The sequence below is a fragment of the Shewanella sp. 1311 genome, assembly GCF_059338235.1.
The window spans coordinates 4,288,215-4,300,928 of the sequence record NZ_CM181686.1 but is presented as its reverse complement, the minus strand read 5'-3'; the positions used below and the strand labels follow the sequence as shown (position 1 = coordinate 4,300,928).

Genomic DNA, 12,714 nt, shown 5'->3' with positions numbered 1-12,714 from the left:
CAATTAATCTGGTGTTTTTAAATTTTTTTCCAACGTTTTAACACGATGGAACAGTTCATCTAACTGACGGAAACGAACTGTGTTTTTACGCCAAAGTTTATTGTCCATTGCCACAGTGGCAGAAGAGTATAAACCAGGCTCACGCATAGTACTGGTAATGTTAGTCCCACCAGACACATGCACACCATCGGCAATGCTCAAATGACCTGCGATGGCACAACTACCACCAATAATACAATATTTACCTATGGTGACACTGCCTGCGACAGTCGTACTGCCTGCGATAGCGGTATTCTCACCGATAATATCGTTATGGGCAATTTGTACTTGGTTATCGATAATCACACCATTGTGGATCTCGGTATGGCCTAATGCACCGCGATCTACCGTTGAATTAGCACCTATTTCAACCCGATCGCCGATACGAACGCCGCCCGTTTGTGGGATTTTAATCCACTGACCGCGTTCATTGGCATAACCAAAACCATCTGAGCCTAATACAGCGCCCGAATGGATAATACAATCTTGTCCTAAATGCACATCGTGATATACAGTGACATTAGCCCACAAACGCGTTTTTGAGCCAATAACCACATCTTGTCCAAGCACGACACCGGCACCTATCTGGACATTTTCACCTAAAATGACGTTCGCACCAATAACCGCATTCGCCCCAATCGCGACACCTTCACCTATATGGGCAGAAGCGTCAATTTGAGCCGAAGGATGGATACCCACCGCCGCTTTAGGCGTAGTGTCCAAATACTGGGCAACACGGGCAAAACCGACATAAGGATCTTTTACAATTAACGCAGTACCTTGATAATCCTGCGCATCTTTAGCTGACAATAACACCGCACTCGCTTGAGTTGCCTCAAGCTGAGAGCGATATTTACTGTTGGCTAAAAAAGAGATTTGACCTGCTTTGGCATGTTCTAAGGTCGCCACACTATTAATAATTAGCGTTTCGTCGCCTTGGATATCACCGTCTAATAACAGGCCTAGCTCTTTTAAAGTCACACTATTCATCTATTACTTGCCTTTGCTTAAGGCTTCAACCACTTTGCCACTGATGTCAGCGTTAGGCTTAACATAAATGACTGCACCACGTTGTAATACCAAATCATATTGGTCTTTTTCAGCGATAGTGTTGATGGCTTTCTGCACTTTAACTAACAGTTTATTTTGCTCTTCACCTTGGCGACGACGTAAGTCTTCATCCAATGCTTTGCCTTTTAACTGATATTCAGATTTTAGCGATTCCATTTTACGAACCAGTTCCGTTTTTTGTGCATCGTTCATTAACGCACCGTCACGTTGCTGCTTCTCCATTAGAGAGCGCATTTCTTCTTGCATTTTTTGGACATCAGCCATGCGATCGCCAAACTCTTTCTTCAGAGATTGAGAGATCTGTTCACGTTGTGGCAGCTGTTCGAACACAGCGCCCATATCCACTACGGCAATTTTCTCAGCATGTGCCATTAACGGCGCGCCTAACAAAACTAACGTCATCAGCGCGCGATTTACCATCTTGTTCAAAATAAACTCCTTGTTACCTTGTTATAGTCAGCAAAACTTGCCGAGTGTATGCCTTTTAAAAAGTTTTGCCAATATTGAAAGAGAAGATCTCTGTTTGGTCGCCTTCGTATTCTTTAATCGGCCACGCTAAGCTAAACACCATAGGACCCATAGGTGATAACCACTGCACACTTAAGCCCCAAGAAGCGCGTAAACGTGCTGGATCACTGTAATCCTGTAACTTAGCAAACTCGTCTGCTGGAAGTGTTTGATATGCATTGTAATCAAACTCAGTATCCCAAACGTTACCCGCATCAACGAAGAAACTCGTACGCACTGAGTTTGTGTAAGCCTCATCCAAGAATGGCGTCGGTACAATCAACTCCATGCTCGCTGTCGCAAGGGCGTTACCACCGATTGAACGGCCAGAACTCACTTGGATACTGTTAGGATCGCCCGGCAAACTACAACCATCGCCCGATGGATCCGGTGCACATGGCTCACTACCTCGGTAGAGATAGAAAGAACGTGGCCCCACAGAGTTAGACTTAAAGCCGCGCAGTGAACTGCTACCACCTGAGTAATAGTTCTCCCAGAACGGAAGAATTTGGTCGTTATCATTAAATTGACCATAACCGTTACCATAACCTAATCGACCACGGGCCAAGAGCACAAAGCTCTGACTACGGTTAATCGGGAAATAGAAGTTAGTGTCAAAGTCTGTCTTAAAGTACTGTAAATCAGACCCTGGCGAAGTCATTTTACCGTTCAAACGCTGAGACGAGCCGTCTGTTGGGAAAGTGCCACGGTTCAAGGTGCTACGATACCAGCCAAGACTCAGTTCAAAGTTATCGAAACTTAAGTCCGCATTTGGATCGTCATCACGGTAGATGTTATAGAAACGCAGTGCTTGCTCATAGGCAGAGATTTCAGAAATCGTGTTATGACGATAACCTATGCCACCGTTGATACGGTTGTATTCATTGATCGGGAAACCCGAATTCAACGCCACACCGTAAGAACTGTTTTTATAACGCTCTAAGTTAGCTTCATTGGCGTCAAACTCGCTCCAATAAACGCTCCCCCCTAAACTCACGCCATCTTTCGTCCAATACGGATCGGTATAGGATAAGTTAACGTTCTTAGAGTACTTGTTGGTGCTCAAGCTAATACCCGCTTGGTTACCTGTGCCTAAGAAGTTATTTTGCTGCACACCAAACTGCAAGCTCAGGCCTGATTCAGTACCATAGCCGACACCCGCGTTGAATGAGCCCGATGGCTGCTCTTTCACTTTAACCGCGACATCGACTAAATCATCGGTACCTGGCACTTGAATGGTTTCAGTGTCAACGGTTTCAAAGAAGCCCAAACGGTTAAGACGCGCTTTAGATTGCTCAACTTGCGCTGAGTTTAACCAAGCCCCTTCCATCTGACGCAGTTCACGGCGCATCACTTCATCTTTGGTCACTGTATTACCAGTGAAGTTAATCGCACGCACGTAAACACGTTTACCCGGTTTAACATTGATGTTTAAGGTGACTTCTTTAGTCTTATCATCAATTTCAGGATACGTTTTGACTTCTGGATAGGCATAACCGAAGCGGCCTAAATACTTGCTGTACATTTCTTCGGTGAAAGTCACATCACCGCCGTTGTACATATCTCCCGCTTTGATCGGCAGAATTGATTTCATCAACTCTTCACGGCCCATCAAATCACCCGTCAGGTTTACTTCTTTAACTTTATATTTCTCACCTTCATCTACGTTGATGGTGATATATAAACCTTTACGGTCAGGCGTCATCGCCACTTGAGTCGAGGTGACTTCAAAGCGGATATAACCTTTATTGTGATAATAGGTTTTGATGGTCTCGAGATCAGCTTGCAGCTTTTGTTTCTGATAACGGCGTTCGCCGAACAGATCCCACCAAGCCACATAATCTTTAAGTTCCAACATGCCAATCAACTCAGCATCGGTGAACTCATGATTACCGACCACGTTAATTTGGCGGATTTCGGCCGCTAAACCTTCGGTGAACTTAAATTTCAGCTCAACCCGGTTACGGGGTAAGTTGATCACTTGAGCTTCCACTTTAGCGCCGTATTTACCCACGCCGTAGTAGAAATCCTGCAGACCCTTTTCAATACCGGTCAACATAGTGCGATCGAGCGACTCACCAACTTTAACGCCAGAACCGTCCAGACTTTCCTGTAACTGTTCGTCTTTAATGTCTTTGTTGCCATCGAATGTCACGGCACTGATGGTAGGACGTTCAGTGACTTTCACCACTAATACGCCGCCATCTCGGCTCACGGAGACATTTTCAAAGTTAGTCGATGCATACAAGCTTTTAATGGCTTGTTGAATTCTTAACTGGTCAACAGTGTCACCTACTTTTACTGGTAAGCTTAACAGGGCAGCACCGAGTGCAACTCGCTGCAAACCTTCAACTTGGATGTCGGTCACTTCAAACGGTTGGAAAGTATCAGCCAACACAGTCCCTGAAAACGACGCACCGACGAATAACATCGAGGCAAAAAGTTTATTCAATCTCATAGAGCACTTCTAATTATTAGTCTGTCCTTGCTCAGAGTCGGGCAAAATCATTGAAAAGCGCAATGCTCATCAACATCAGCAGTATTGCTGCCCCAAATCTGAATCCTATTTCCTGCACCTTTTCAGGTACAGGTTTACCAGTTATTACTTCAATAAAGTAATACAGCAGGTGTCCCCCATCGAGCACAGGTAAAGGCAACAAGTTAATGATGCCTAAATTGACGCTGATGAGCGCGAGGAACCCGAGAAAATAGACCAAGCCATAGTTTGCACTACTGCCCGCACCCTGTGCGATCGAGATGGGTCCACTCAGGTTTTTCACCGACACATCGCCGGTAAATAATTTGCCAATCATCTTAAAGCTCACAGCAACAAGTTGCCATGTTTTATCCGCTGCGATGCCGAAAGAATCGATTGGTCCATATTCAAGTTGTAAACGCATATTGTCTGGCCATGGCGCTTGGGTTGGGCTCACCCCAAGCATACCTATCTCTTGGCCATCGGCGCTTTTGCTGCTTAATGGTGTCACTGCCACGTTAAACTGTTCGCCATTACGACGCACAGTTAAGCTCACAGGCACATTGGCAGAATGTTGAATAATGTCAACAAAAGCCTGCCAATCGGTATAATTTTTACCATTTATCGCCACTAAGGTATCGCCGACTTTCAGCTCACTCTTGGCAGCGGCGCTGTCAGGGCTAATAGCAGCAATGGTCGGGTCGATTTCGGGGCGATATATCCCTAAACCTAAGGTGGTAATCGGCGATTCTTTTTCAGGATCAAAATGCCAATTGCGGGTATCTAAGGTATAAGAGCGCGCGCTGGAATCTAAGCCCTGCAAACCGCTCAATGGCGTCAGCGATACACTCAGGCTTTCATCGCCTATGTGGCCCACTAAGGCTAAATTCACTTCTTCCCAGTTACGCACAGCCTGGCCGGAAATGGCCGTAATTTGCATGGGCTCTGTGACCTGGATTTGCGCGGCGGCAGTCCCAGGTGTTGTCGATGTGATCACAGGTTTCAGTGACGGCACACCAATCAGATACATAAAATACAGGGCAACGATGGCAAAAATAAAATTCGCAATCGGGCCAGCAGCCACAATCGCAATGCGCTGCCATACGGTTTTACGATTGAATGCTTGATCTTTTAATGCGTCTGGGACGTCTTCAACGCGCTCATCGAGCATTTTGACATAGCCACCGAGTGGGATCATGGCTAACACGTATTCAGTGCCGTCTTTACCGACACGACGCCAAATCGCCTTACCGAAACCAATGGAGAAACGTTCGACTTTGACACCACAACGGCGTGCGACATAGAAATGGCCGTATTCGTGGGCTGTGATTAACAGGCCCAGTGCAACGATGAAAGAACCTAAGTTCCATAAAAAATCTAACATCCCACTCCTTACGTCATTGATTTAATCACTCAGCCATTGCTAAGCGATGCTTGCTAAAGTCTCACGAGCATAGACGCGGGTTTGCGCATCTAAGGCTAAAATATCTTCTATGCTGCCCATAGGGCGCTTAGGCACAGTCACTAAACAAGCTTCGTTCACTTTTGCAATTTGAGTAAAGCCAATCTGTCCCTGTAAAAACGCTCCAACGGCCATCTCATTGGCAGCATTTAACACAGTTGTCGCCTCTTGTCCTTGGGCACACGCGTCCATTGCCAGAGCCAAACAGGGGAAACGTTCAAAATCAGGTTCATAAAAGCTTAACTGTCCGACTTTGAAAAAATCTAAAGGTTCAACGCCAGAATGAATTCTTTGCGGATAAGCCATGCAATGGGCAATAGGCGTACGCATATCTGGGTTACCCATTTGGGCAATAACTGAGCCATCACGGTACTGCACCATAGAGTGGATCACGCTTTGCGGATGGATAACCACCTTAAGTTGCTCAGCCTGAGTGTTAAACAACCAACGTGCCTCAATAAACTCTAAGCCCTTATTCATCATAGTGGCGGAGTCGACGGAGATTTTAGGTCCCATGGACCAATTAGGATGTTTACAGGCTTGGGCTGGCGTCATGGCGGCCAGTGTCGCAATATCCGACCGCAGGAAAGGTCCGCCAGAACCGGTTAACAGAATATGGGAAATACCCGATGCCGCTAAGTCACAACGGCCAAGGTTGGCTTGCACTTCCTGGGGGAGACATTGGAAGATGGCATTATGCTCACTGTCCACAGGCAAGAGCACTGCGCCAGAGCGCTTAGTCGCCTCAATAAACAGCTCACCTGACATGACTAAGGCTTCTTTGTTGGCCAGTAATACCCGCTTACCCGCCTTTACGGCTTCAAGCGTCGGTACTAGCCCTGCAGCCCCTACAATCGCAGCCATCACGGTATCCACTTCGGCAGCGGTCACTAACCCGAGTAAATCGTTCATGCCTGTGGTGACTTGGATATTGAGCCCTGCAGGTAAAACGGCACGCAACTGTTTTGCTGCCGCTTCATCCACCATATGCGCCACTTTTGGTTTATGGGCCACACAGAGTGCAAGCATCTTATCAACGCTCGCGTTGGCCACTAATCCATACACGCTATAAGCGAGTGGATTAGCCGAGATCACACTTAAGGTACTGGCACCTATAGAGCCGGTAGCACCCAAAATCACCATATTTTGCATAGCGTTACATCCAGAATGCAATGTAGATCAGGGTAAACACCGGCAAGGCTGCAGTCAGGCTGTCGATGCGGTCGAGCACGCCGCCGTGACCTGGCAAAATGGTGCCAGAATCTTTGATACAGGCCGCACGCTTAAACATACTTTCAGATAAATCACCCAGTGCTGACACTAAGGCAACAAATAAGGTCACGGCCACAACTAAGCCCAGTTCTTGCTCAGGCGAATAATACATCACCGCACCAACCACTATCATAGTGGTCACTAAACCGCCGAGTAAACCTTCAAGCGTTTTAGCTGGGCTTACCGCTGGCATCAGTTTGGTTTTACCTATCGCCTTGCCAACGAAGTAAGCGCCTGAATCCGCAGCCCACACAATCAACATCACCAATAACACCAACACAGGGCCATAATAAGGCGAAGCTTGCGAGCTAATGGATTTGAGCGCGATCAGGGCGACAAAACAAGGTATTAAGGTTAGCTGTCCAAACATGGACTTAAACATAGGATTCTTTTGCCAGAACTTTGCGCTTTTAGGATAAGTCACCACTAATAATAGTGAGGCCAACCACCAAAGTGCGCCAATGTAGAGAATGGCTAAATAAATAGGGTGTAACTGATGGCTTAACCAAACAGCATCGATGGGCACAATCAGATTCAGTGCCACTAACAAGATACCGACCGTACAAGTGAAGCTCCACTGGGTGACGTCACACTGATTATCGATAATTCTTCCCCATTCCTTTGCAGCAATGAGAAAGACGCCGACCAAGGCCCAAGCGAAGTAGTTGGCAGGGAGTAAAAATATCGCCCCCAAAACTAATGGAACTAACCAAATTGCTGTTATTATTCGTTGTTTTAGCAAAAAAAATCCCTCATGAGGTTTTACAATGCACGCATCTCATCAATCTGACTTCCAGTCAAACCAAAGCGGCGCTGGCGACTTGCAAAAATGGCAATCGCTTCATGAAAAGCCTGTTCATCGAAATCAGGCCAAAGGGTGTCGGTAAACACCAATTCTGCATAGGCCGCCTGCCACAGCACAAAATTGCTGATGCGACAGTCCCCGCCTGTGCGGATCATTAAATCAACTTCACTCTGATTTTGCATGCACAAATGTGCACTTAAGGCTTCTTCGGTGAACTGACTGCTGGTCATTTCGCCAGTTTCGACCTTTTCCGCTAATTTTTGGGCTGCTTGAAGTATGTCCCAACGGCCACCATAGTTAGCGGCAACATTCAGAACCAAGCCAGTATTGCCTGATGTCTTCTCTTGCGCAGCTGCAATTTGCTTCTGTAATCGCGCCGAAAACCGGCTGATATCACCAATAATCTTCAGCTTAACCTGGTTCTTATGCAGCAATTTAATTTCGCGCTGTAATACGGTAAAAAACAATTCCATCAGCAAGCTGACTTCTTTATCGGGTCTTCGCCAATTCTCGCTAGAAAATGCAAATAACGTTAGCGATTCAATGCCCAATTGGCTTGCCGTGCTTACGGCTCTTCTAACGGCCTTAACACCGGCCTTATGTCCCAACACTCGTGGTTTACCTTGGGTTTGTGCCCAGCGCCCATTGCCATCCATGATAATGGCAACATGCTTAGGTAACGACTGTTTCACGAGTTCGGGTAATTGTCCCGGCAAGGTCGTTTGAGTGTGTAAATCACTCTCACTCGTCCTAGGGTGCGGATCAAGTTCCACTGTGGATGACATCTAATACAGCCCTTTAAAATAGACAAACGCCGTGTAGTATACCCCTACACGGCGCATCAACTCTAGCTTATCGAACTTGAGATTAGACTTCCATCAACTCAATTTCTTTGGCCGCTAAAATCTCATCAATCTTTTTAATGTGAGCATCGGTGAACTTTTGTACTTCTTCTTCGCTGCGACGAACATCATCTTCAGTACAAGCTTTGGCTTTCTCAAGTTTTTTCACTTCAGAAATGGCATCACGACGTACGTTACGGATGGCGATACGACCGTTTTCAGCTTCGTTACGCACCACTTTAATGAAGTCTTTACGACGTTCCTCAGTCAGCGCGGGTAATGGAATACGTAATGTAGCGCCTGCTGACATAGGGTTCAGACCTAAATCTGAGCTCATAATGGCCTTTTCAACGGCTTGGATAGCACTACGATCGAATACAGTCACAGACAGAGTGCGAGAGTCTTCAACGCCCACGTTAGCCACTTGGTTCAGTGGTGTCATAGTACCGTAGTAAGACACTTGAATTGAATCAAGCAGGCTTGGGTGGGCACGACCTGTACGCACTTTTGCCATTTGGTTTTTAGTTGCGTCTACACATTTACCCATGCGTTCTTGCGCATCTTTCTTAATGTTCTCAATCACGTTAAATGTCCTTCTTGGTCATTAAATAACTTTTTTCGCTCTGATCAGCGTGCCTTCTTCTTCACCCATGATAACGCGGCGTAGAGCGCCAGGCTTGTTCATGTTGAAGACTAAAATAGGCATGTCGTGATCACGCGCCATAGTAAAGGCTGCTAAGTCCATTACTTTTAATTCTTTTTCCAGAATTTCCGCATAAGTCACTTCATCATACTTAACGGCGTCTGGGTTCTTCATTGGGTCTTCGGAGTATACACCGTCGACTTTAGTGCCTTTCAACACAACTTCAGCTTCGATTTCAATGCCGCGTAAACAGGCCGCAGAATCGGTCGTGCAGAAAGGATTACCTGTACCGGCAGCAAAAATAACCACTCGGCCAGATTTTAGCAAGCTGATCGCTTCAGCCCAATTGTAATCGTCACACACACCCTTTAACGGGATAGCTGACATCAGACGGGCATTAACATAGGCACGGTGCAAGGCGTCGCGCATTGCCAAGCCGTTCATAACCGTTGCCAGCATACCCATGTGATCGCCCACCACACGGTTCATGCCTGCTTTTGCTAGGCCTTCACCGCGAAACAGATTACCACCACCAATAACCACACCCACCTGAATACCCAGCTCAACCAGCTCTTTCACTTCCTGAGCCATGCGATCTAATACTTTGGGATCGATGCCGAAGCCTTCGTCGCCCATCAGTGCTTCGCCACTTAATTTAAGAAGAATGCGTCTAAATGCGGGTTTTGGATTGGTGCTCATAATTTTTATCCTGGTCATAACAAGACCGCAGCTATTGCCGCGGTCTTGGGGGTATTTAGCGTTGGCGATTAAGCCTTTTTAGAAGCAGCGATTTGAGCAGCAACTTCAGCTGCGAAATCTTCTTCTTTCTTCTCAATACCTTCACCCACTTCTAAACGAATGAAGTTAGTGACTTTAGCGCCTTTCTCTTTCAGAATTTCGCCAACAGTTTTCTTTGGTTCCATGATGTAAGCTTGACCAGTCAGAGAAATCTCACCGGTGAACTTCTTCATACGACCAAGAACCATCTTCTCAGCGATCTCTGCCGATTTGCCTTCGTTCATTGACATTTCGATTTGCAGAGCTTGTTCTCTTGCAACGATTTCTGCAGGAACATCTTCTGGGTTCACGTATTCAGGCTTAGAAGCAGCAACGTGCATTGCGATGTGCTTTAAGGTTTCTTCGTCAGCTTCACCGGCTACAACAACACCAATGCGCTCACCGTGACGGTATGAAGATAGGTTTGCACCATCGATGTACTCAACACGACGAATGTTGATGTTTTCACCGATTTTAGTTACTAACGCAACGCGTGCGTCTTCGAACTGTGCTTTTAAATCTTCAAGCGTCACTTTAGATGCAGCAGCGGCATCTAATACTGCGTTCGCGAATGCTAAGAAGTTTGAATCTTTAGCAACGAAGTCAGTTTGACAGTTAACTTCTAACAGCGCAGCGAAACCTTCGCCATTCTTGATCAGAATTGTACCGTCAGCAGCGATGTTACCCGCTTTTTTAGCAGCCTTGGCAGCACCAGACTTACGCATGTTGTCAATTGCTAACTCCATGTCGCCGTTAGTTTCTGTCAGAGCGTTTTTACAATCCATCATGCCTGCGCCAGTACGGTCGCGCAGTTCTTTAACTTGGGCAGCAGTAATTGCCATTGTTAAATCCTCTATAAAAAATCGACTAATTTGCAGATATAAAACAGGGGCCGAATGGCCCCTGTTAACCAATCAAAAATCTTGGTTAATAAGGGTGATGATAATCATCGCGCCTTATTATTATTCGGCTTCTACGAAACCGTCTTGCTCAGCTTGAACAGCCAAATCTTGACCACGGCCAGCTTTTGCAGCAGCAGCAACAGAAGAAGTGTACAGGCGGATAGCACGCATAGCGTCGTCGTTACCAGGAACGATGTAGTTAACACCATCTGGCGCAGAGTTAGTATCAACAACTGCAACAACAGGGATACCCAGGTTGTTAGCTTCTTTAATAGCGATATGCTCATGGTCAGCACCGATGACGAATAATACGTCTGGCAGGCCGCCCATGTTTTTAATACCACCTAAAGATTTTTCCAGCTTTTCAAGCTCACGAGTACGCATCAGCGCTTCTTTCTTGGTCAGCTTGTCGAAAGTACCGTCAACTGATTGGCTTTCTAGTTCTTTCAGACGTTTGATTGACTGACGAACAGTTTTCCAGTTAGTCAACATACCGCCTAACCAGCGGTGATCAACATAAAACTGATCACAAGACAGAGCAGATTCTTTGATCGCTTCGCCAGCAGCACGTTTAGTACCAACGAATAATACTTTACCTTTCTTTGAAGCTACGTTGCTGATGAAAGCCAGCGCTTCATTGAACATTGGCACTGTATGCTCAAGGTTGATGATGTGAACACCGTTGCGAGCACCGAAAATGAATGGCTTCATTTTTGGGTTCCAGTAACGGGTTTGGTGACCGAAGTGGACACCGGCCTGAAGCATATCGCGCATTGAAACTGTAGTCATTTCTATTACCTTAAAATTTAGGGGGTTAGACCTCCACGCATCCCATGTCTTCGACCCCGCAATTGATAACTGAGGGCACCCCGAAGAATGTGTCGACACGTGTGTGATTTAGTATTTAGACAAATAGCCATGTATAATGGCCGCCATCTTTAGTCTTGCAAGTATCTAAGCAGAGCAAAAGCTGGCTAGGACAATTCATCAAGACTTAAACATAACGGCGCGCTTTATACCATAAATAGCCCTAAAGCACAAATTTTTGCATTAGGTTGCGTGGCCAACAGACATTAAAGACACAAGAGAAAACGCAATGAGTATAGTCATCAAGACAGCTGAAGAAATTGAAAAAATGCGTGCTGCGGGCAAACTTGCCGCACAGGTATTAGAAATGATCGCTCCGCATGTTAAGCCGGGCGTGACCACCAATGAACTCAATGACCTCTGCGCCAAATATACCGAAGAGCAAGGTGCGATTTCGGCGCCGCTTAACTATCATGGTTTTCCTAAGTCCATTTGTACTTCTGTAAACCATGTGATTTGCCACGGTATTCCGAACGACAACCCACCATTGAAAGAAGGCGATATCCTCAATATCGACATCACAGTGATTAAAGACGGCTATCACGGCGATACCTCACAGATGTTTTTGATTGGTGAAGTGAGCGCGAAGGACAAACGTCTGTGCCGCATCGCACAAGAAAGCCTGTATTTGGCCATTCGTAAGGTGCGTCCGGGCCTAAAACTGGGTGAAATTGGCAATACTATCGAAAAATTCATCAAAGCAAGCAAAACAGGCCTTGAGAAATATTCCATCGTGCAAGATTATTGTGGCCACGGTATTGGCTCGGGTTTCCATGAGGAACCTCAGGTCATGCATTACCGCAACGGCGATAACACAGTATTACGCCCAGGCATGTGTTTCACTATTGAACCTATGATCAATGCCGGTCGCCACACGACCATACTCGATCGCGATGATAAGTGGACGGTTACCACCTCCGATGGTAAAAATTCTGCCCAGTGGGAACACACCCTACTTGTGACTGAAAAAGGGGTTGAAGTACTGACCCTGCGTGAGGATGAAGATTTCCCTCGCATCATCAATCACGAGCGATAGGCCAAACCAACAAAA

Annotated in this window: 12 protein-coding genes; 1 reads left to right on the top strand and 11 read right to left on the bottom strand. The window is 46.3% G+C overall.

All coding sequences use genetic code 11. The features are described 5' to 3' along the window. Positions 1–3: 3 nt before the first annotated feature. The 11 genes from lpxD to rpsB form a co-directional block, all read right to left on the bottom strand. Positions 4–1,029 carry a UDP-3-O-(3-hydroxymyristoyl)glucosamine N-acyltransferase gene (gene lpxD, locus AC5YB3_RS18895; RefSeq protein ID WP_432320346.1) on the bottom strand — a complete coding sequence of 342 codons (1,026 nt, stop codon included), beginning with the start codon at positions 1,027–1,029 and terminating at the stop codon, positions 4–6. A 3-nt stretch (positions 1,030–1,032) separates the two neighbouring features. Continuing rightward, the gene (locus tag AC5YB3_RS18890; protein WP_011846353.1) at positions 1,033–1,530 is read right to left on the bottom strand and encodes an OmpH/Skp family outer membrane protein; all 498 of its coding nucleotides are present in this window, start codon (positions 1,528–1,530) and stop codon (positions 1,033–1,035) included. A 64-nt stretch (positions 1,531–1,594) separates the two neighbouring features. After that, positions 1,595–4,075: an outer membrane protein assembly factor BamA gene (bamA, locus tag AC5YB3_RS18885; protein ID WP_012088728.1), complete on the bottom strand. Its 2,481-nt coding sequence runs from the start codon at positions 4,073–4,075 to the stop codon at positions 1,595–1,597. 31 nt (positions 4,076–4,106) lie between these two features. Further along, positions 4,107–5,477, bottom strand: coding sequence for a sigma E protease regulator RseP (gene rseP / locus AC5YB3_RS18880; protein ID WP_006085251.1), 1,371 nt, complete (start codon positions 5,475–5,477; stop codon positions 4,107–4,109). Positions 5,478–5,516: 39 nt separating this feature from the next. Continuing rightward, positions 5,517–6,707, bottom strand: a complete 1,191-nt coding sequence (gene ispC, locus AC5YB3_RS18875; protein WP_494525932.1) for a 1-deoxy-D-xylulose-5-phosphate reductoisomerase — start codon at positions 6,705–6,707, stop codon at positions 5,517–5,519. Between the two features lie 4 nt (positions 6,708–6,711). Then, positions 6,712–7,569, bottom strand: a complete 858-nt coding sequence (locus tag AC5YB3_RS18870; protein WP_006085249.1) for a phosphatidate cytidylyltransferase — start codon at positions 7,567–7,569, stop codon at positions 6,712–6,714. 20 nt (positions 7,570–7,589) lie between these two features. Next, entirely contained in the window at positions 7,590–8,417 is an 828-nt protein-coding gene (uppS, locus tag AC5YB3_RS18865; protein ID WP_006085248.1) for a polyprenyl diphosphate synthase, read from the bottom strand. 82 nt (positions 8,418–8,499) lie between these two features. Then, positions 8,500–9,057: a ribosome recycling factor gene (frr, locus tag AC5YB3_RS18860; protein WP_006080982.1), complete on the bottom strand. Its 558-nt coding sequence runs from the start codon at positions 9,055–9,057 to the stop codon at positions 8,500–8,502. A 21-nt stretch (positions 9,058–9,078) separates the two neighbouring features. Further along, positions 9,079–9,816, bottom strand: a complete 738-nt coding sequence (gene pyrH / locus AC5YB3_RS18855) for a UMP kinase (protein ID WP_006080981.1) — start codon at positions 9,814–9,816, stop codon at positions 9,079–9,081. 68 nt (positions 9,817–9,884) lie between these two features. Then, positions 9,885–10,736: a translation elongation factor Ts gene (gene tsf / locus AC5YB3_RS18850; RefSeq protein WP_006085247.1), complete on the bottom strand. Its 852-nt coding sequence runs from the start codon at positions 10,734–10,736 to the stop codon at positions 9,885–9,887. A gap of 120 nt (positions 10,737–10,856) precedes the next feature. Continuing rightward, positions 10,857–11,585: a 30S ribosomal protein S2 gene (gene rpsB / locus AC5YB3_RS18845; protein WP_006080979.1), complete on the bottom strand. Its 729-nt coding sequence runs from the start codon at positions 11,583–11,585 to the stop codon at positions 10,857–10,859. A gap of 283 nt (positions 11,586–11,868) precedes the next feature. Here rpsB and map point away from each other — a divergent pair, with 283 nt between their 5' ends. Beyond that, positions 11,869–12,699, top strand: coding sequence for a type I methionyl aminopeptidase (gene map, locus AC5YB3_RS18840; protein ID WP_227257044.1), 831 nt, complete (start codon positions 11,869–11,871; stop codon positions 12,697–12,699). Positions 12,700–12,714 lie beyond the last annotated feature (15 nt).